The 20,274-nt window shown below is 68.1% G+C and carries 18 protein-coding genes; 1 reads left to right on the top strand and 17 read right to left on the bottom strand.

All coding sequences use genetic code 11. The features are described from left to right. Positions 1-56: 56 nt before the first annotated feature. The 17 genes from ACZYGA_RS02820 to ACZYGA_RS02740 all read right to left on the bottom strand — a co-directional run bounded on the left by ACZYGA_RS02820 (position 57) and on the right by ACZYGA_RS02740 (position 18,342). Positions 57-1,313, bottom strand: a complete 1,257-nt coding sequence (locus tag ACZYGA_RS02820; RefSeq protein ID WP_077375291.1) for a beta-ketoacyl-ACP synthase — start codon at positions 1,311-1,313, stop codon at positions 57-59. Continuing rightward, entirely contained in the window at positions 1,313-2,107 is a 795-nt protein-coding gene (gene fabG, locus ACZYGA_RS02815) for a 3-oxoacyl-ACP reductase FabG (protein ID WP_404625752.1), read from the bottom strand. Before fabG ends, ACZYGA_RS02820 begins: the two co-directional genes overlap by 1 nt. Next, positions 2,107-2,739, bottom strand: a complete 633-nt coding sequence (locus tag ACZYGA_RS02810) for a hotdog family protein (protein ID WP_404625750.1) — start codon at positions 2,737-2,739, stop codon at positions 2,107-2,109. The genes fabG and ACZYGA_RS02810 overlap by 1 nt, the downstream gene beginning before the upstream one ends. After that, a complete protein-coding gene (locus tag ACZYGA_RS02805; RefSeq protein WP_404625748.1) occupies positions 2,733-4,034 on the bottom strand; it encodes a beta-ketoacyl-ACP synthase in 1,302 nt (433 codons plus the stop codon). The genes ACZYGA_RS02810 and ACZYGA_RS02805 overlap by 7 nt, the downstream gene beginning before the upstream one ends. 23 nt (positions 4,035-4,057) lie before the next feature. Beyond that, positions 4,058-4,600 carry a DUF3261 domain-containing protein gene (locus ACZYGA_RS02800; protein ID WP_479398327.1) on the bottom strand — a complete coding sequence of 181 codons (543 nt, stop codon included), beginning with the start codon at positions 4,598-4,600 and terminating at the stop codon, positions 4,058-4,060. Positions 4,601-4,773: 173 nt separating this feature from the next. Beyond that, positions 4,774-6,168, bottom strand: coding sequence for an NAD(P)/FAD-dependent oxidoreductase (locus ACZYGA_RS02795; protein WP_404625744.1), 1,395 nt, complete (start codon positions 6,166-6,168; stop codon positions 4,774-4,776). 84 nt (positions 6,169-6,252) lie between these two features. Continuing rightward, the gene (locus ACZYGA_RS02790; protein WP_404625742.1) at positions 6,253-8,610 is read right to left on the bottom strand and encodes an MMPL family transporter; all 2,358 of its coding nucleotides are present in this window, start codon (positions 8,608-8,610) and stop codon (positions 6,253-6,255) included. Beyond that, a complete protein-coding gene (locus ACZYGA_RS02785) occupies positions 8,607-9,182 on the bottom strand; it encodes a LolA family protein (protein ID WP_479398325.1) in 576 nt (191 codons plus the stop codon). Before ACZYGA_RS02785 ends, ACZYGA_RS02790 begins: the two co-directional genes overlap by 4 nt. After that, positions 9,182-9,799 carry an acyl-CoA thioesterase gene (locus ACZYGA_RS02780; protein WP_404625738.1) on the bottom strand — a complete coding sequence of 206 codons (618 nt, stop codon included), beginning with the start codon at positions 9,797-9,799 and terminating at the stop codon, positions 9,182-9,184. Before ACZYGA_RS02780 ends, ACZYGA_RS02785 begins: the two co-directional genes overlap by 1 nt. Then, entirely contained in the window at positions 9,796-11,403 is a 1,608-nt protein-coding gene (locus ACZYGA_RS02775) for an HAL/PAL/TAL family ammonia-lyase (RefSeq protein WP_404625736.1), read from the bottom strand. The genes ACZYGA_RS02780 and ACZYGA_RS02775 overlap by 4 nt, the downstream gene beginning before the upstream one ends. A gap of 149 nt (positions 11,404-11,552) precedes the next feature. Beyond that, on the bottom strand, positions 11,553-13,502 hold the full coding sequence (locus ACZYGA_RS02770; RefSeq protein ID WP_404625734.1) for a glycosyltransferase family 2 protein: 1,950 nt from the start codon (positions 13,500-13,502) through the stop codon (positions 11,553-11,555). Beyond that, positions 13,499-15,490, bottom strand: a complete 1,992-nt coding sequence (locus ACZYGA_RS02765) for an ApeI family dehydratase (protein ID WP_404625732.1) — start codon at positions 15,488-15,490, stop codon at positions 13,499-13,501. The genes ACZYGA_RS02770 and ACZYGA_RS02765 overlap by 4 nt, the downstream gene beginning before the upstream one ends. Beyond that, positions 15,490-16,101 carry a COG4648 family protein gene (locus tag ACZYGA_RS02760; protein ID WP_404625730.1) on the bottom strand — a complete coding sequence of 204 codons (612 nt, stop codon included), beginning with the start codon at positions 16,099-16,101 and terminating at the stop codon, positions 15,490-15,492. The genes ACZYGA_RS02765 and ACZYGA_RS02760 overlap by 1 nt, the downstream gene beginning before the upstream one ends. Further along, entirely contained in the window at positions 16,098-16,370 is a 273-nt protein-coding gene (locus ACZYGA_RS02755; protein WP_404625728.1) for an acyl carrier protein, read from the bottom strand. The genes ACZYGA_RS02760 and ACZYGA_RS02755 overlap by 4 nt, the downstream gene beginning before the upstream one ends. Beyond that, positions 16,360-16,629, bottom strand: a complete 270-nt coding sequence (locus ACZYGA_RS02750) for a phosphopantetheine-binding protein (protein ID WP_077375262.1) — start codon at positions 16,627-16,629, stop codon at positions 16,360-16,362. Before ACZYGA_RS02750 ends, ACZYGA_RS02755 begins: the two co-directional genes overlap by 11 nt. Before the next feature lie 160 nt (positions 16,630-16,789). Continuing rightward, the gene (locus tag ACZYGA_RS02745) at positions 16,790-17,635 is read right to left on the bottom strand and encodes a lysophospholipid acyltransferase family protein (protein WP_077375260.1); all 846 of its coding nucleotides are present in this window, start codon (positions 17,633-17,635) and stop codon (positions 16,790-16,792) included. Beyond that, complete coding sequence (locus ACZYGA_RS02740; protein WP_404625725.1) at positions 17,635-18,342, bottom strand: beta-ketoacyl synthase chain length factor; 708 nt, start codon at positions 18,340-18,342, stop codon at positions 17,635-17,637. The genes ACZYGA_RS02745 and ACZYGA_RS02740 overlap by 1 nt, the downstream gene beginning before the upstream one ends. Positions 18,343-18,771: 429 nt before the next feature. Here ACZYGA_RS02740 and ACZYGA_RS02735 point away from each other — a divergent pair, with 429 nt between their 5' ends. Continuing rightward, on the top strand, positions 18,772-20,235 hold the full coding sequence (locus ACZYGA_RS02735) for a TrkH family potassium uptake protein (protein WP_404625922.1): 1,464 nt from the start codon (positions 18,772-18,774) through the stop codon (positions 20,233-20,235). Positions 20,236-20,274: the final 39 nt, after the last annotated feature.

The raw sequence follows: 20,274 nt of genomic DNA, 5'->3' as shown, positions 1-20,274 counted from the left end.
GTCGTCTGGTGGCGACAGTCACGCGCCCGATGACCCCGAGGGCCGTGCGGGCGTCGTCAGCCCTGCCAGCGCCGCAGGATCAGCGAGGTGTTGATGCCGCCGAAGGCGAAGTTGTTGCTCATCACCGTATCCGTCTCGATCTCGCGGCCGCCGTCACGCAGGTAGTCCAACGCCGCGCAGCGCGGGTCGATGTCCTTGAGGTTGGCGGTGCCGTGGAACCAGCCTTCGCGCATCATCTCGATGGCGATCCAGGCTTCCAGTGCACCGCAGGCCCCCAGGGTATGGCCGGTGTAGCTCTTGAAGGCACTGATGGGCGTGCGTTCCCCGAACACGGCATGGGTGGCGTGACTCTCGGCGATGTCGCCGCGCTCGGTGGCGGTGCCATGCGCGCTGACATAGCCGATCTCGCTGGCCGAGAGGCCGGCATCGTCAAGGGCCATGCGCATCGCGGCCTCCATCATGTCGGCGTCCGGCTGAGTGACGTGGCGGCCATCGGAGTTGGTGCCGAAGCCGAGAATCTCGGCGTGGATGGTCGCGCCACGCGCCAGGGCGTGGTCCAGCTCCTCGAGGATCAGCGTGCCGGCCCCTTCGCCGATCACCAGCCCATCGCGCTCGGCGTCGAAGGGCCGCGGCGAGCGGTCCGGCCGGTCATTGCAGGTGCTGGTGGCGAACAGGGTGTCGAACACCGCGGCATCGGCGGCGGACAGCTCCTCGCAGCCCCCGGCGACCATCGCTATCTGGCGGCCAAAGCGAATCGCCTCATAGGCATAGCCGATGCCCTGGCTGCCGGAGGTGCAGGCGCTGGAGGTGGTGTGAATCCGCCCCTTGATGCCGAGAAAGACGCCGATGTTCACCGGCGCGGTATGCGCCATCATGCGGATGTAGGAGTTGGCGTTGAGGCCATCGGTGGAGTGGTTGATCAGCATGTTGCCGAAGTCCGCCACCGCGTCCGGCTCACCGGCGGACGCGCCGTAGGCGATGCCCATCTGGCCGCTCTCCTTGAGCGGGCTGTCACTCAGTCCCGCGGCTTCCAGCGCCAGCTCGCTGGAGCGGGTCGCCAGCTGGGCCACGCGCCCCATGCTGCGCAGCGCGCGGCGGTTGTAGTGCTTGGGCAGTTCGAAATCGCTGACCGGCGCGCCGAGACGCGTGTTGAGACCCTCGTACTTGTCCCAATCCTCGATATAGCGGATGCCGGTGCGGCCCGCGGCCAGATTGGCGCGCAGGGTCGGCCAGTCATTGCCGATGGGCGAGAAGCCATGCATGCCGGTGACGACGACGCGATGGCCGCGCAATGGGGAAGAGGGAGCTGTCATCAGAACATCCCTCCGTTCACCGCGATGGTCTGGCGGGTGATGTAGCCGGCATCCTTCGAGCACAGGAAGGCCACGGTGGCGGCGACTTCCTCGGCCTCGCCCGCGCGGCGCATGGGAATCATCTTCAGCGCCTCGTCCATCTCGACCCCTTCGGTCATCTCGGTGGCGATGACCCCCGGCGCGACGGCATTCACGGTGATGCGGCGCTTGGCCAGCTCCACCGCCAGCGCCTTGACCGCGCCGATCAGCCCCGCCTTGGCGGCGGAATAGTTGACCTGACCGCGATTGCCCATCATGCCGGACACCGAGGACATCACGATGATGCGCCCCGGCTTGCGGCGACGCACCATCGGCAACGCCAGCGGCTTGACCACGTTGTAGAAGCCATCGAGGTTGGTGCGGATCACGCTGTCCCAGTCCTCATCGGTGAGCGCCGGGAAGGCGTTGTCGGCGTGGATGCCGGCATTGCAGATGACGCCGTAGTAGCAGCCGTGGGCCTCGACATCGGCCTCCAGCGCGCTGCGTGCGGCCTCGCGGTCGGCGACATCGAAGCTCAGGATGCGCGATTCACCGCCCAGGGCGCTGATCTCACGTGCGACCTCCTCGGCGGCATCACGGCGCGAGCGGCAGTGCAGCACCAGGTGGTAGCCTTCGCGGGCCAGACGCAGCGCGATGGCGCGGCCGATGCCACGGCTGGAGCCGGTGACCAGAATCCACTCGCGCGTCTCATTGGCAGCGGCGGCACCCTGGTTGTCAGCAGGGGTAGTTCGAGTAGCGGGGGGTGTGACGGACATCAGACGTTACCTTGCGGTGCGGCACCGGCAGCATCCTGCTGACCGGGTGAGTGTTCTGGTGAGCGCCCCTGTGGGCCTGCTTCAGGGCTTCCTTCCTCCGACACGGCAGACGCCACGGCCTGGGCGGGCGGCTCGAAGACGTTCACGCCGGCACGGGCGACCTGCGTGCCGTGCTCGTCGCTGAGGGTGGCCTTGAAGGCGCCCAGACCGTTGTCGGCGCGATAGTCGAGCTGCACGTCTATCTGCCAGCGTTGCCCGCAGGCGAAGGTGGGCAGCTCGCTCTCATAGCGGCGGCTGCCGAGCAGAAACCCGACGCGGGGTGACTGGCCTGTGCGCGCGGCCTGCAGGCCGGACCAGGCGGCGATGGCCTGGGCCATCCACTCGAGCCCGACCCAGGCGGGAATCACGGCCTGGCCAGCGCCGTCCAGCTCCGCGAACAGATCCTCGGGCGAGGGGCGCACGCTCGCGCTCAGCGAGTGCTCGTCACAGGCCAGCACCTCATCCAGCAGGCACATGCCTGCTTCGTGTGGCACATAGGGGCCGATGGCGCAGGGCATGACGGGATAGCCCTCGTCACGGGAAGACGTGCCGTCGGGTAGCGGCGTGGCGGGGGTAGCGGTCGGGGTCAGCATGCAGAGGACTCCGGGTCGGTGGCGTGACGCTCCAGTATCAGCGAGATGTTGTTTCCGCCGAAGGCGAAGGCATTGCTCATCACTCTGAGCGGCGGGGTCTCGGGGCGGTCACGATAGACGATGTTGAGCGCGGGCAATGACGGGTCCAGCGCCTCACGCGGGGTGGCGTGCGGCGGCAGGCGACCATGTTCCAGCGTCAGCCAGCAGAAGGCGGCTTCCAGCGCCCCGCAGGCCCCCAGCGTATGGCCGGTGAGGGCCTTGGTGGAACTGACGGCGGGTGGGCGGCTCGCGGCCTCGTCGCCATCGGGACCGAACAGGCGGCTGATGGCGAGGCTTTCCATGGCGTCATTGAGCGGCGTGGCCGTGCCGTGCAGGTTGATGTAGTCGATCTCGCCGGGGGCGCGGCCGGCGCTGGCGAGCGCGCCACGCATCGCGGCCTCGGCACCGCTGCCATCCGGGCAGGGCGCGGAGATGTGATGGGCATCGCTGGATTCGCCGACGCCGGTCAGCTGCACGCCACCGTGCTCCGGCGTGACCACGAACAGCACCGCGGCCTCGCCCAGATTGATGCCGTCGCGCGCGGCGCCCAGCGGCTGGCTTTGCTGGCGGCTGACGGCCTCCAGACTCATGAAGCCCTTCACCGTCATGTGGCACAGGCTGTCGGCCCCACCGGCGATCACCGCATCACACTGCCCGGAGGCCAGCAGACGCCGTGCGCTGGCCAGGGCCTTGGCGCTGGAGGTGCAGGCGGTGGACAGGGTGTAGACCGGCCCGCGCGCGCCGCTCAACCAGGCCACGCACTCGGCGGGCGCGCCCAGTTCCTGACGGCGGTATTCAAAGCTCTCCGGCCAGCTGTCGGCGCTCGGCGTGCCCTGGGCGACGGCGGCGCGCTGGGCGTCCATCGCGGCTTCCGTCTCACCGATACCGGAGGTACTGGTGCCCAGCACCACGCCGATGCGCTCCGGCGCGATGCCCTGGCGCTTGAGGGCCTCAAGCTCCGGTGTCAGCTGCTCAAGCGCGGTGGCCAGCAGTCGGTTGTTGCGTGAGCGCAGCGGGACCGGCCAGTCGCTGTCGTCCACCAGCCGCGCGGTGACACGGCCCAGTGACAGCGGCGTGCCGGGACTGAAGTCATCACTGACGCGCAGGCCGCGACTGGCGCTGAACAGCGCACTGCTGATCAGCCCGTGGTCGGCGCCCAGCGGACAGACGATACCGGGCCGAGACAGACGGCATGGGCTGCGAGGGGTGAGGCCATGGCGGGTATCAGGTGCCTCGGGTGTGACGGGTTCAGTCATGCGGGGAAGCTTCCGGTGAGTCGTCAGGGGCTGGGGGAAGACAGGGGATCTAGCATCATCTGCATCTCGGTGGCCGGGTCCCGCAGGATCACGCGGCCTTCGGCGTCGCGGGTCAGCTCGGCCATGCGCTCGCCATCGCGCAGGATGAGGCGCTGCGCGGCCTGGTGAGGCGTGTCCCACTCGCCGTGCTGCACCAGTTGCCAGGCGCTGCCGGCAAAGGCGTCATCGATCGCGGCCTGTGGCCAGTGGACCCAGGCGATGCGACGGACCAGCCAGTCGGCGGTGAAGGGCAGCTTGTCGAGCACCTCGGGGCGGGCCTTCTCGAAGCGGCTGCCATCGGCGTCATTCACCAGTGTCAGCAGTCGCTGGCCCTGCACGCTGAGCAGCACCAGCCGCATGGCCTCGGGCGATTGGCGCAGCACGCCGATGAGGGGCGGCAGGTCGCGAGCCTCGTCCTCAGCGGCGTCTGCTGCCGCGCGATTCTCGCTGGCCTCACTCTTGTTACGCTCAACGCGCAGAATCAGACGTTGGGTGCTGCTCTCCTGCAGGCTCGTCAGGGCCGGCATCGGGCTCTCGGCGCTGAGCGGACCGGGCACGAGCAGGCTGCAGCCGCTCAACAGCAGGCTGGTCGCCAGCAGCAGTCCGACAGAACACTTTCTGAAAGAGCGCAGTCCGACGGATCGCCGCCCGACTGAGCGCAGCCCGACTGAGATGGCATGAGGCGAGAGACGCATGGATATCATGACGATACTTTACCTTTTCTGGCGTCATTCTGCCGCGTGCCGGCCGTTGAGAGAGCGCTTGCGGCGGGCTCGCAGGTCTCCGCTTGCGTCGCCTGCGCTGCCGCGAGCGTGGCCAGTGCGGTCAGGCGACGACGACTGGCGCTGACGAAGGGATTGGCCTCGTCCCAGGCGTAGCCGGCGAGGACCGAACTGATCATCTGGCGAATGCGGTCCGGCGAGCGAGGGTGATAGATGATGTCGGTCAGGCGGCTGTCGTACCAGGCGGTGACGAACTCGCGGAACACCTCGATGCCACGCCGCAATGGCAGCTCGTATTCGCGGGCCCAGTCCGGGCGCTGCTCATCGCGGGTCGCGGTCAGTTCACGCGCGACCAGCGGTGCGGCACGCAGGGCGGATTCCAGTGCGATGGTCACGCCGGAGGAGAACACCGGGTCCAGAAACTCGCCGGCATTGCCGAGCAGCGCATAGCCCGGGCCATGCAGGCGGCTGACATCGGCGCTGTAACCGCCCAGCGACTGCACGGCATTGGCGGGCGTGGCATCGCGCAGCAGCTCCGCCAGGCGCGGTTCTTCCATCACCCACTGCCACAGGTGTGTCTGCGCATCGTCCCCGGCGGCAGGCTCGATCAGCTCCCGCGGGCCGACCACGCCCAGCGAGGCGCGGCCATTGGCGAAGGGAATCAGCCAGTACCAGACATCGGGATGCAGCGGGTGCGAGGCGATCAGGATAGTGTCGCGACGATAGCCCTCGGCGGGCGGCGCGAGGTCGGCGATGCCATCGTGGACATGGCCGAACAGCGCCATGCGTGGCTCCAGTCGCGGGTCACGCTCAAGCGCCTCGAGCCGTGCCAGCACGCGCCCATAGCCGCTGGCATCCAGCACGAAGGCGGCCTGAAGCTCGCGGCCATCGGCCAACGTGAGACGCGGCCCCTGAGCATGGCCAGCAGTGCCACTCTGCGTGGGGCGAGCGGGAGTGAAACCGGTGACGGTGACGCCGAATTCGACCTCGGCCCCCGCCGCCCGTGCGCCTTCGATCAGACGCTGGTCAAAGTCGGCGCGCTCCACCTGCCAGGTGGTGCCGGGGCCGTCGCTGAACTTGTCGCGGAAGTCGATCACGCGATGCTCGCCGCGGCGGGTGAAGGCCGCACCGGTCTTGCGCTGATAGCCTCCGGCGGCGGCGGCCTCCATCAGGCCACAGGCCTCCAGATGCTGCATGCAGCGCGGCAGCAGGCTCTCGCCGATGGAGAAGCGCGGGAAGTGGCTGCGCTCCAGCACGCGCACGGCGTGGCCGGCGCGCGCCAGCCAGGCCGCCGCCGCCGCCCCGGCAGGTCCGGCGCCGATGATGATGACTTCCTTGCGTGGTGGGTTGTTGCTGCGATCTGCCGATTCCATGGCATCGTCCCCTGTCGTTGTCGTTATGTGTTCATGACGGCATTCGTGTTCCCGCCTCCGTCTGGCCCGCGTGACGAGATCGCCTCAACTGCGGGCAAAGGGCACCAGGCACCAGGTGGCCGTCAGCCCCAGCAGGCAGGCCAGCCCCAGTGCGGCCAATGCCGGTGTCTGACTGAAACTCAACAATCCGAAGGCTAGCAGGCTGGAGGCACATGACAGCGAGATCGCCAGCAGACTGGCCTGCGAGGCGCGGCTGGCGGTGTCTCCGCTCCTGTCTTTTTCTGCGCTGCGCGCAGGATGCTCGGCACAGAAGATACCCGCATCCAGGCCAATCCCCAGTACCAGCAGCAGGCCCAGCAGGTGGAACAGGTTGAGGCCGACGCCCGCCAGCGTCAGGGCCGCCAGTGTCAGTACCAGTCCGCCCAGCGGCGGCAGCAGGGCGCGCCAGGTGCTGCGGCGATAGCGCAGCGCCAGCAGCAGGCTGATCACCACCACCGCAGCGCTGACCAGCCAGGCCATTTCGCTGCGAATGCTACCGAGCGTCGTCGAAAGCCTGGCGACCTGATCGACGTACTCGAGACGGTCATCGCCTGCCGCGAGGCGTGCCAGGGCGGCGCTGCCCTCGGCCGTGACGTCACCAAAGCGCACGATGCCGATGGCGGCGGTGCGTGAGTCGAGCCACAGTCGCTGGCCCATCTCGCCGGCAGGCAGCGTGACCCAGTCGGCCGGGCGCAACGGATGGGCGCTTTCGATGGCCTGCTCGGCACGTTTCACCAGCGCGGCGGGCAGGCCTGCGGTGCTCAGCACCTGGGGCAGCAGGGTGCGGGTGCGCTCACGCATGGCGCCGAGGTTGGCCTGCTGCTGGGCAAGCGTCGGCAGTTGCTGGGCGAGGCTCGCCCAGTGCCCCAGTTGCTGCTGGGCATTCAGCTGCTGGAAGGTGTCTTCCAGTGCCTGCAGGCGCGTGAGCAGCGCGGCGTCATCCTCGGCCTGCACGATCAGGTAGCGCAGGCCGTCCGGTTCGGCGAGCAGGCGCTGTGCCTCGCGTTGCTCATCGATCAGCGACGCAGGCGAGGGGTTGAGCTGAGTGAGACGGTCATCGCTGCGCAGTCCGTAGAGGCTCGCCAGCGCGGCCACCAGCAGCAGACTCAGCGCCTGCCAGCTGCGCCTGCCGGGAAGTACGCGTGCCAGCCATCCTGCAGCGCGGGCGGCGGGGGAATCCTCGCGGGTGGCATCCGCCGGTAGCGAGAGACGCGGCAGCCACAGGCGCACGCTCAGCCAGGCGCCGAGCAAGCCGAGTGCCGCGAACATGCCCATCTGGCGCAGGCCGGGCATCGGCGTCAGCGTGATGGCCAGATAGGCGGCGAGGCTGGAGCACAGCCCCAGCGTCAGGCCCGGCCACAGCGCGGCGAGTCCGCCACGGCCATTCGTCGTCGCCAGGCGGCGCATGCATTCCAGATGCAGCACGTAATCGATGGAGATGCCGATCAGGCTGGCGCCGAAGGCCAGCGTCAGCACATGCAGGCTACCGAAGGCCCACCAGGTCAGCGGCAGCGCGAACAGCACGCCCGTGGCCACCGGCACCAGCAGCAACGGCAGCCGTCGCGGGGTGCGGAACACCGCCCACAGCAACAGCAGCACGCCGATCAGCGAGCCGAGTCCGATGGTCGACATCTCCTGTCTGGCCTGCTGCGCCCCGGCACTGGCATGGAAGACCAGTCCGGAGCGCAGCAGCCTGACGTCGGGGTAGTCGGCCTTCACGCCATTCACGGCCTGTTCCAGCGCCTGCTGATCCCCCATCGCGTAGGCGCTGCCGGTGAGGGTGGCGCTAATCAGACGGTAACCGTTGCCAGGCTGCTCACCGCTTGACGTCGGCGCGCGCAGCAACAGCTGGCCGCCGGACAGCGACAGGTTGGCGGGTGTCAGCCAGTCCTGCCAGGCGCCGGCGAGACCGAAGGGATCATGGATCAGGTCGCGCTGGCCGCCGGGCTGGAACAGCTGCCTGAGGGCGCGCGCCTGCCACTGCTCGTCACTCAGCTCGGCAAGCCGCGGGGCGATCAGGGCCGGCTGGACCTCGGCCGGCAGGCGCAGGCTGGCGAGGCTCTTGCCGTCATCCAGCGTCGCGAGGGGCGCGAGCGCCTGACGCAGCGCCTGGGCGGCGGCGTCACGCTGCTTGAGTGACGTGGCGCTGGCATCGCGTGCGCCGACCAGCATCACCAGCCGATTGGCGGTGTCCTCCAGCGATTCGGCGCGCGCGGCCAACGGGCTGCGTTCCTGCGCTGGCAGCATGGCGGTGATGCGGGTGTCGATCGCGCCTCGCCATGGGCTCTGCGGGGCGAGCTTCCCGGCCAGCAGCACCGCGCACAGCAGCAGCACGCCAGCCCACAGCCAGCGCCAGGCGGCGCGATCCAGCCCCGTGTCATGCGAGTCGCCGCGCCCTGTCATTCGGGGCACTGATCGCGCGGCATCAGGGTCAGGGCGAGACGGTCACCGTCGCCGCTGGTGAGGGTCAGGTGGTCAAGCCAGCTGCCACCCTCGATCTCGAGGTGCTCGATGGCCTCGGCCAGACGGGCATCACGCGGGGTCAGGCTGGCCTGCCAGTCATCCGCGCTGCCGGTGAGCTGGAGCGTGAAGTGCTCCTCGAGCGCCTGCCAGTCGCCGTGGAAGAAGTTGACCAACAGCTCCGCCATCGCCTGCTGGTCGGCGGGCAGCGGCTCGCCATCCGGGCCTTCGCTGGCATTCGGGCGCATCTCGAGACGGTCCTCGATGGGGGAGGTGGTGTCCCACACCAGGCCTTCGGGCGCGTTCGGATCCCCGATCAGATGGAACTGGCCACGACTCTTGAGCTGTGCGCCGACATCCTCGAGCCAGCGGGTCTGCTGGAAATCACCGCAGACAGGGGCGGTGCGCGCCAGCTGTTGCGTCAGGGCGCGGGCGTCGAATTCGGCGGCGCTGGCCCCGAAGGCACTGGCAGTCAGCAGCAGGGCAGTGGCGGCAATGGCAAGGCGTGACGTCATCACGGCGTTCCTCGTGTCGGGGGCGGGGTGGCAGGCGCGTCCTCGTCGGCTGTCTGTGACGGGTCTGCCTGTGACGGGCTGGTCTGTGACTTGCTGGCCTGCCAGGCGGCCAGCCGCTCGCTGAGCGCAGGCGGCGAGGCCAGCAGCATCTCACCATCCGCGAGTCCGACGGCGACCTGCACGCTATGGCCACGGGTCAGGCGCTTGCCGCTCTCGACATCGCGGATCACGTAATCGAGCTTGAGGCGGTTTTCCCACTCGCGCAGGCGCGCGGTGACGGCGATGCGCTGGCCGAAGCGCGCCGGGCCCGCGTAGCGCAGGCGCAGGTCGATCACCGGCCAGGCATAGCCTGACTCGCGCATCTGAGGGTAGTTGTAGTCGAGCATGTCGAGCAGCTTGCAGCGGGCGATCTCGAGATAGCGCACGTAATGGCCGTGCCAGGCGACTTCCATCATGTCGACGTCGTGGAAGGGCACTTCCATTTCCACCGTGGCGCTGGGCATCGGCGTTTCGGCGGGCTGGTTCATGGCGTTTTTCTCGCTCGTGGCTGTCTGCTCGCTCAGGGCTGTCTGCTCGCTCAGGGCTGTTTTCTCGCTCAAGGCTGTCTGTTCGCTCATGCGTGGGCCTCGTCTGCGCTCAGGGCCCAGTGGCGCTCACGGATGCGTGCGCAAAGCAGGCGCAGGTCGGCTTCCAGGCCGCGGTCCTCCTCGAGCGGGGCGATGTCCTCGCGCAGCTCGCTGACGAAGGCCGCCAGGCTCGGCGGCGTGGCGCTGTGGCCGGCGATGGCGGCGCGTTGCTCACAGCCCTGCGCGGCGGCGTGCAGGGTGGCGGCGGCGACCTGCTCGACCAGCGCCAGCACGCGCAGGGCATCCCGCGCGGCGATGGTGCCCATGCTGACCTTGTCCTGATTGTGGCATTCGGTGGAGCGCGAGAAGACGCTGGCCGGCATGGTCAGCTTGAGGGCTTCCGCTGTCCAGGCCGAGGCACCGATCTGCACCGCCTTGTAGCCATGGTTGAGCGGCGCGCGCTCCGGCGTGGCACCGCTGAGATTGCTGGGCAGGCCACGGTTATAGCGGCTGTCGACCAGCAGGGCCAGCTGGCGGTCGAGCAGGTCGGCCAGGTTGGCGACCGCCGTCTTGAGGCTATCCATCACCATCGCCACATGGCCGCCGTAGAAGTGGCCGCCGTGGAGGATCTTGCCGGCCTCGACATCGATCAGCGGGTTGTCGTTGGCGCTGTTGAGCTCGGTCTCCAGGAAGCGGCGCCACCAGTCGAGACTGTCCTCGACCACGCCGATGACGTGGGGCGCGCAGCGCGTCGAGTAGCGGTCCTGCAGGCGCGGCGAGTTGATCGGTGTGGCATCGACCTCCGGCGCCGCCGGGTGGGCCAGATCATCGCGCAGCCACTGCGCCACGCGGGCCTGACCGGGATGCGGCTTGGCGGCGAACAGGTCGGCATCGAAGTGGTAGGGATTGCCTTCCAGCGCCTGCACGCTGAGCGCGGTGATGCGCGCACTCAGACGGCTGAGGTAGCAGGTGCGACCGAAGGCCAGTGCAGCGAGGGCCGTCATCACGGCGGTGCCGTTCATCAGCGCCAGGCCTTCCTTGGGGCGCAGCACATAGGGTGTCAGGCCGTGCTGGGCGAAGACGTCAGCGGTCGGGCGCAGTTCATGTGGCTGACCTGCGCCGGGGCGCACCCACACCTCGCGCTCGCCACACAGCACGGCGGCGAGATAGGACAGCGGAGTGAGATCGCCACTGGCGCCCACCGAGCCTTCCTCGGGAATGCGCGGCAGGATGTCGTGGTCGAGCAGCCAGACAAGGCGTTCCAGCAGCGCCAGACTGACCCCGGAGACACCACGGCACAGCGAGACGAGGCGCACCATCACCACCGCGCGGCTGCTGACCACATCGAGGTCCGCGCCCATGCCACAGCCGTGGAAGGTATAGAGGTGGCGTGGCAGGGCCTCGAGGTCGTCGGCACCTTGCACGGCGCGGGTCACGGAATCGCCGTAGCCGGTGGTGACGCCGTAGACCACGCCTTCCTCCTCCAGCAGGCGTTCCAGCAGGGCGGGGCCGGCCTCGATGCGCGCTCGGAAGGCAGGCGCATCACTCAGACGTACGCCACACCGGCCCTCGGCGACGTCGATCAGCTGCTCGAGGGTGATATCACTGCCGTCGAGCGTCAGCGCCGGGGCAGTGGTTGAGACGGGATATGACATGACGAGGTACCTGAAAGCCGAGAGCCTGAAAGACGGAATGCCGGACAACTGAATCTGAACCTGAACCTGAACCTGAATCTGAGCCTGAGCTTGATCCTGAACCTGAATCTGAAACTGAAACAGAGAAAGACGGGGCGACGCGCCAGCCGTCAGGTCACTCGCTCGGATCCCGAGGCACCTTCGCTAGAGGTCGGGACGTCGGGCGCCTGGTGCCAGAAGTCGAAGAAGTTGAACCATTGCAGCGGGTGGCGTTTCACGCGGGCTTCCAGATGGCCAGCATGGCGCTGCATGGCCTGCTCAATCCATGCCTCGCGGGTGCTGCGCTTGACGGCGCGGCTGTCATCGAAGGGCGCGAAATCGACCCGGAAGCGGGGATTGGCACCGCCCTGCTCGCGCACGCAGCTCAGGGTGTAGACGTGACAGCGCAGCAGCGCCGCCAGCATGAAGGGGCCCACGGGGAAGGGCGCAGGTTGATCGATGAAGTCGCAGTGCTGGACACGGGCGCGGGTGACGGCGCTCTGTTCCACGCTCTCCCGCTCGCTTCCCCCCGCGTTTTCCCGTTCTGCCGCCACGCTTTCGGGGGGAATCGGCACGCGGTCCGCGGCGATGACCACGAAGCCACCGCGATTGACGCGGTCACCCAGCGCCATGGCGGTGGCGGGGGTGATCTCGCTGACCTCGATCATCTGCGGCGGCTTGCGCCCGGTGGCCTGTTCCAGCAACTGGTTGAACTTCTCGGCGTGACGCGTGTGCACCAGCGCGCACAGGTCGATGTCGTGGCGCTCGCCGATGGCATTGATCACATCCAGATTGCCGTGGTGGGCGACGAGGATGATGCCGCCCTCGCCACGCAGCGCGGCATCGCGCAGGTCTTCCGGGCCGGTGCCGGTCAGCGAGGAGAGCGGAATCTCGCCGCTCCAGGCCGAGACCTTGTCCATGATCGCCTCGCCGAACTGCATGAAGTGGGCGAAGCTTCTGGCCCACAGGCGCACGCCGCCAAGTCCGGGCTCCAGGCGTCTGAGGTAATCGAAGGAGGCACGTCGCGCCACGCCGCGCAGCAGGAAATACCACATCAGCACCGGGAACAGCGCGATGCGAAACGGCCAGGCCCCGAGCCGACGGCGGATCGTCACCATCAGCCGCATGCCGCTCAATGAGCCGGTTTCGGACAGGCGGGCCCAGTGATTGGGCGCGACGCTGTCGTCGGCGGTCTGTGCTGCACGGTCTTCGCCATCTGTCAGTGCGTCATCTTGAGCGTGGGCGGTTTGCCGCTTGCCGCCTCGGCGGCTCAGCGTGCGCCAGGCCAGTGACGGCGAGCGCAGCAGCATGCCGCAGAACAGGCGGGTATGCATGGCGCTGATCAACAGGTTGTCGTGGCCGGGGCGGAAGTGGCTGATGCCTCCGGTGGGGTAGCTGACACGCACCGGCAGGTTGGCCACCTCGCCCCCGGCCCAGTACCAGCGCACCAGTACCTCGGTGTCGAAGGACATGCGATCGCCACAGTCATTGCGCGCCAACAGGCGATTGGTGGCGGCCAGCGGGTAGAGGCGCACGCCGCACATGGTGTCGCGGATGGCCAGCGACAGGGTGTTGATCCATACCCAGACATGTGAGGCGTAGCGACCGTAGAAGCGGATGCGCGGCACGCTGGCATCGTATTCGGGATAGCCGATCTGCAGGCAGTCGGGATTGTCCTGCATGCCCTTCAGGAAGGCGGGCAGGTCACTGACATCGTGCTGGCCATCGGCGTCCACCTGCAGGGCATGGGTGAAGCCGAGCTGCTCGGCAGCCTGCAGGCCACTGCGCACCGCCGCGCCCTTGCCGCCGTTGTGCGTGCGACGCACCAGGTGATGGCCCTCGGCCGCCAGCTGATCGAGTACCTCGGCGCAGGGGGCACTGCAGCCATCATCCACCAGCACGATGGGCAGGCCGAGCGGTGCCAGGCCCGCACACACGCCGGCGATGGTGGCGGGGTGATCGTAGACCGGGATCACCACGCAGGCGCGCAGGGCGTTGCTCTGTTCAGGAGCGCTCTGGCGAGAGAGATGCTGCTCAGAATCGTGCTGCGAGTCGCTCACAGGCGCAGGGGATTGGCTCATGACGCCTCCGAGGTGGAATGGGGGGATGGGGTGGCCGCGGGCCCGTCATCGCGGGTGACGTCCGGAGCATGCGGCTGACCATGACGCAGCCGTCCACTGGCATGCAGGCCTGCGCGGGATTCCAGCCGGAAGTCGAGGCGCAGGCCCTGGGCGTCTTCCAGCAGGTGAGTGCTCAGCGTGAAGCGCATGCCGGGCAGCAGCAGGTTGGAGAACTTGAGGCGTTCCAGGCGCAGAAAGGGCGCATCGTCCATGCCTACGCCATTCACCCGCAGTGTCCTGCCTTGCTCGCGTGCCCACTTGAGCATCACCACGCCCGGCACCAGCGGTTGGGCGGCGAAGTGGCCGTCGAGATAGACCAGACCATCAGGCACCTCGGCTTCCAGGGTGTTCTGCTGTGGCCCGCTGGAGGTGTCCCCCAGCCAGCGTGGCAGGCGCGGATCATCGAGATCGGCGAACAGCCGCGCGATGGAGTCCGCGGTGAACTTGCCCTGGGCATTGAGCGGCAGGCGCGTGACGAAGCGCCAGTAGCGCGGCAGGGCGATGCGCTCGAAGCCCGGCATCAGCGCGCGGCGCAGGCGGGCGATCAGATCTCGGCGGCTGGCGTGATCCTGCGGCAGCGCGCGCTCATCCATCACCACCACCGCGCCCAGGCGATGCTCACGCGTGGGCATCGGCAGGCAACGCACCTCAAGCACCTCCGCTTGCTCGCTCAGGCAGCGCTCCACCGCGCTCAACGAGACCCGCTTGCCGGCCAGCTTGACCAGCCGATCACTGCGCCCCAGCAGCTGAAAGCGTGGCGCCGCGTTCCGTGCGTCGTCACCCTCTGCCGCGTCCTCCACCAGCGCCGCCTTGTCGGCCTGCTGCCACCACTGATCAGGCGCTGCCAGAAATGGCGAGCGCACCGCGAAGTCCGGCGAGAAGGTGATCTCCACTGCCGGCAGCGGCGTCCAGTGGGCTGTCTCTTGCTGGCGGCGACGGGCGATGCCGCCCGTCTCGGTACTGCCGTAGAGCTCGATCACCGGTGCCTTAAGGCTGGCTTCGGCATGACGGGCAGCCTCTGCCGGCAGCGGCGCGCCCGAAGAAAAGACCCGCAATACCTGACCGAGTTCCGCCAGAGGGGCGGCGGATGGCGTCTGTTCATCAGTCTGTGGCAGACGCGCCAGCTGGGCCGGCGAGCTGACCAGCTGGCAGCGATGACCAAGCCCGGAAAGCTGAGCGATGGCGGCGGCCAGCTGCTCCGGGTAGTGGCAGGCTTCGCTCAGGAACGGCACGCCTTCGCTGAGCGGACGCAGCAGCGAGACCAGCAGGCCGTAGATGTGCTGATGGCTGACCTGACTGAGGCTGACGGTGTCCGGCGTGGACGCCAGGGCAGTGTCAGGGCCTGACGCCAGCGGCCACAGCGCGCGATGCACGGCCAGTTCGGCCTCGAGCTGGTCGAAGCGCTTGGCGATGCGCAGTGGCTCGCCGGTGGAGCCGGAGGTGCAAAGCTCCAGTGCGATGCGTGCGGCATCGGGCGTGGTGTCCGGTCGTACAGGGGCAGGTGCAGAAGCCGTCGCGGCAGTACCTGCAGGGTCGGGCTGTCCCGGTGGCCAGCCATCGGCGGTGGTCTCGGGGAGCTGGCCGGCGCTGTCGCCCGCCAGACGTGCCAGGGTCTCGGGGCGGTCATCTCCCGGCAGGATCGCCCGCATGCCGCGTTCCCACAGCGCCAGCAGCTGTACGCAGGCGCCCAGCGTGGTGGGCTGGAACAGCACCCAGCGTGCGCCGGGCTGGCGGGCGTCGTGATCACCGGGCAGGCAGTCCAGCCAGTGATGCCAGGCGTCCACGCGCGCCATCAGTTCGGCACGCGTCAATGCGCGCAGTGGGTGACCGGGGATGGCCAGCCAGCAGGCCGGCGCCTCGGGTGACTGTTCGGCGAGTTGACGCCAGACATGCTGCGTCAACAGCGACGTGACCGGCGTATCCGGGCTGACGGGAGATGAGTCAGGCATCAGGTGTGTGAACTCCGCAGGCGACGGCGAACCAGCCATTCACCGCCGAACAGGAGGCCCATCAGCACATAGCTGATCAGGCCGTTGTAGAGCGTCCAGGTCGCCAGGTCGGCATGCAGGGCCGTCCAGCCGGCGATGCTGGCATTGAAGAGGAAGAAGGCACACCACACCCGGGTGACCTGGCGGGTGTAGCGCACGCCGGCAGGGGGCAGGTCGGGTTCCTTGAGGCGTGCGAGGCGCTCGATCACCGGCATGCCGCGCCACAGGCTGGTGGCGAAGACGCTGAGCATGGCCAGATTGACCAGTACCGGATAGGCCCGCAGCCCGAGTTGGGCCTCGCTCGCCACGCTGATGCCCACCAGCAGGGCGGCCAGACCCAGGCGCAATGCCGGATGCAGCGGCAGGCGCTGGATCAGCAGGGCGCCGAACAGGATCAAGGCCCACACCCAGGGCGACGAGTGTCCACTGACCGCGCCGCTGTCTGCGGTGAGGCGCGACAGCAGGGCGTAGACCAGCAGTGGCCAGCCAAGAGCGGCCACGATGCCCAGCACGCCGAGCAGCACCCTGCTCAGTGCGGGGCGCGTGCGGCTGTCAGGGGACGACGGCGTCATGCCTGGCGCTGTGTCAGCTGTTCGACGGCGGTGACCACATCGTTGAGCGTGCGCACGCTCTTGAAGTCGTTGGCGTCGATGCGTCGGCCGGTGAACTTCTTGAGCTCGACCACCAGGTCCACGGCATCGATGCTGTCGATGTCGAGATCCTCGTAGAGGCGCGCCTCGGGGTGGATGTCAGCGGCCTCGATCTCGAACAGCTCGATCAGGGTGCTGCGGACATGGGCGTAGATCTCCTCGCGGGAGGGGGGCGGTTGATCAGCGCTCACGACGGGCCTCCACCATCTCGCGCAGCGCGTTGAGGCTGGCGAAGTGGGCCCGGGTGTCCTCGGACTCGGCATCCAGGGTGATGCCGTAGCGCTTCTGCAGCGCGAGGCCCAGCTCCAGGGCGTCAATCGAATCCAGTCCCAGGCCGTCCACGAACAGCGGCTCATCGGCGACGATGTCGTCCGGGGTGATGTCTTCAAGCTCCAGCGTATCGATGATCAGCTGCTTGAGTTCCAGTTCCAGCGAGGTGGTATCACTCATGGGAAATCCTCTCTCTAGCGCGTCAGGGTCGTTGATCCATGGATCAGCGATGATGTCGGGGGTCAGTCATTCAATAACGGCAGATATGCCATCTGGATGAATCTGCGGCATGCCTTCGTGACATGTCTGCCACTCATGCCTGGCCTTCCTGCACAGACTTTCATGCCTGATGGGGGCTGTCAGGCTCCGCGATGGCCTGCTGGAAACGCTCGAGCTGCGTGGCGAAGGTGCCCGCCAGCTGGCGGGTCAGTTCGCGGGCATCCCGGGACAGCGGCGCCTCCGGCTCATCCTGCTCCTGTGTACGGGAGACCTCGGGGGCCATGTCCGGCAGTACCTTGAGATTGAGCATCACGCGCTGCGCGGGGATGTGGTACCAGGGCTCGCCCTTGGTCAGCGTGCTGGGCTGGCAGTCGATGAGCACCGGGGTGATGTCACAGGGCGTGCGCAGGGCGATGTTGGCGGCGCCGCGACGGAACTTCAGGGCGCGGCCCGGCACGCTGCGTGTCCCCTCGGGGAACAGGATCAGGGCGTTGCCCTTGGCCAGGCTCTCGCGGGCGGCATCCAGCACGCCCTGTGGCTCGTTGTTGGTGATATAGCCGGCGGCGCGGATCGGGCCGCGAGTGAACGGGTTGCGGGCCAGACGCCCCTTGACCACGCAGTCGGCGTGGGGGATCAGCGCGATCAGGAAGACCACGTCGATCAGTGTGGGGTGATTGGCCAGCACCAGCAGCCCCGGGCGCTGCAGACGCTGACAGTCGTGCAGACGGTAGTCGAGCACACCCAGGCCGCGCATCAGCTGGAGGAAGCCGCGCATGGCGTGATGGATGATGCGGCGCGCCAGGCGCTGGCGGCGTTCGCCATCGCGCATGCTCACTGTCAGCAGGGGCAGCAGCCCCCCCAGCAGCAGGCCACCCAGCCCGAAGACGCTGAAGCTGATGGCGGTGGCGATGCCACGCCACAGGCGCCCGAGGGGGGAGGATAGCCCGAAGGCACGAGGAGGCGTCATCACTGCGGCGCGGCGTCAGTGATGGGAGGAGGGTTCAGTTGCCAGGCCTGCCGGCGACAGACGAGCGGTGTCTGTCCGGCGGCTTCCAGCCACTCGATCACCTCGATGGGGGTCGGGGCGTGGCGGGCCGGCTCCTCGGCGTCGACTGGCAAGGCGGCGAGCCGCGGGGCCTCAGGCGAGGTGCGGCTCACGCGCATGGCGACGGCACTGGCATGCTCGGGATAGTCGCCGTGGTGCTGGAAGGCCTCTGGCGCGGCGATATCGGAGAACAGCACGATGACTTCCTCCCGCTCCCCCAGATAGCCGAGCGCTTCGCTCATCAGTGCATCGAACTCGTCACCGCAGGCGGCGAGCGCCTCGAGCGGCTGATGGGACTGACGCGTGATCGAGTACATGCCAAGGATGGCGTTGTGCACCGAGAGCGAGAAGCGTGCGGGTGACAAGGCTTCCTGCGGCTGGGTGGCCGAGTCGAGCAGGGCAAGTATCTTGCTGGTGTCGCCATGTCGGGAGGCGTGGATGATCGGTAGATCACCCTCAGGGTCGAGGGTGAACAGCAGCTTGCAGCATGCCTGCCCTACCGGACTCAGTCGGCGGCGCAGCATCGCCGGTACCTGTTCGGCACGCGGGGAGGGGGTGATGTCGGTGCGACCGTCGTGGGTCGTGCGTGTCGCACTCGCCTGCCAGGCTCGCCAATCAGTCAGACGCATGAGGTTCCTGTCCGTGAACGCATCGTTGCCATATTGGAGCCTCAGTGTACCGCAGGGGAAACGGCCAGCCCAAGCCAGCGGCCCATCAGGCCGGCCGTTGGCGCTCTGGTGGACAAATGCCCGGTGCCGCCCGAGTGAGACGTCGCGGACCCGGCGGCTCGCGCCACCGCGCGCTGGGCGCCTTGCGGGCATGAGCACTGGACTGCCCGCGATGACGGTGTAAGGTGTCGCTTCAGCGAGCCAGAGGCCGAGGGCCTGAGGGCGATGGGAGCGCCGGCAGCGGGGGCGTGTGCGCCTGCCGGGCGGTCCTGTCATGCCTTCTGGTGGTCATAACGAAGGGTGAGGATGGGGAATGAAGCCGATCATGCGTGAGGCAACGTCATGAGCACGCCGAGGGAGGCGAGAGCGGGGGGCCACGGTGCCGCCTTGATGCGCCGTCTGCAGGTGACGGAGTGGCTGCCGGTGGTCCGGGTGCTCGGCCTGCTGCTGTGCGTGGTGGCGGTGATGATGCTGGTGCCGCTGCTGCTGTTGCTGGAAGAGGGCGATGCGGATGCGTGGGCCTTCGCGATATCGCTGGGCATCACGCTGGGGTCGGCCCTGGTGATGCTGCTGGTCTCGCACCAGGTGGAGCTGCAGCTCAAGCCCCGCGCGATGTTCGTGCTGACGACCCTGAGCTGGGTGCTGGTGTCAGCCTACTCGAGCCTGCCATTGATCTTCGGCGCGACCCACCTGGGCGTCACCGATGCCGTCTTCGAGTCGGTCTCGGCGATCACCACCACCGGCTCGACCGTGCTGACTCACATCGAAGGACTGTCGGATGGTCTGAAGCTGTGGCGGGGCCTGATGCAGTGGGTGGGGGGGATCGGCATCATCGTGATGGCCATCGCGATCCTGCCGTTCCTGAAGGTGGGTGGCATGCGCCTGTTCCAGACCGAATCCTCGGACTGGTCCGACAAGGTGCTGCCACGTGCCGGGGGTGTCGCCAAGGCGATCGGGCTGGTCTACGTGGGGCTGACGCTGCTGGCGATCCTGAGCTACTGGCTGGGGGGCATGCTGCCGCTGGATGCCGTGGTGCATGGCATGACCTCGCTGGCCACGGGCGGGTTCGCCAACTACGACAGCTCGATGGGCATCTATTCCGATCGCCCGCATCTGCTGTGGATGGCTTCCGCCTTCATGCTGCTGGGGGCGCTGCCCTTCGTGCTGTTCATCCGCGCCTGGCAGGACAGTGCCGGGGTGATGTGGTGCGACGCCCAGGTGCGCGGCTTCCTGCGTTTGCTGGGCTGGGTGATCGCGGCGCTGACGCTCTATCGCGTCGTGCTGGGGGAGGACCTCTTCACGGCGCTGGCCCAGGTGACCTTCAATGTCATGTCGGTGGTGACCACCACGGGCTATGCCAGCGATGACTACAGTGCCTGGGGGCCCTTCGCGGTGGTGGCCTTCTTCTATCTGACCTTCGTCGGGGGCTGCAGTGGCTCCACCAGCGGGGGCATGAAGATCTTTCGCCTGCAGATCGGCCTGATCATGCTCGGCAATCACCTGCGCTCGCTGATCCATGCCAACGGGGTCTTCTCCCAGCGCTACAACGGGCGCGCCCTGCCGGATGAAGTGGTGCGCGCGGTCATCGCCTTCTCGTTCTTCTTCTTCATCACCATCGGCGGGCTGGCACTGGCGCTGTCATTGATCGGGCTGGATCTGGTGACCGCCGTGACCGGTGCCGTGACCGCCGTCACCAACGTCGGCCCCGGGCTTGGGGATATCATCGGCCCGGCCGGCAACTTCGCACCGCTGCCTGACAGCGCCAAATGGCTGCTGTGCATCGGCATGCTGATGGGGCGCCTCGAGATCCTGACCGTGCTGGTGCTGTTCTCGCCCAGCTTCTGGCGCAAGTAGGCGCTCGCCGGCAGCAGGCTGCATGAAGCGGCCAGACAC

This window comes from Cobetia sp. BL01 (assembly GCF_056493605.1).
Note: the sequence above shows the minus strand (reverse complement) of the source record. Positions and strands in the feature narration are given on the sequence as shown.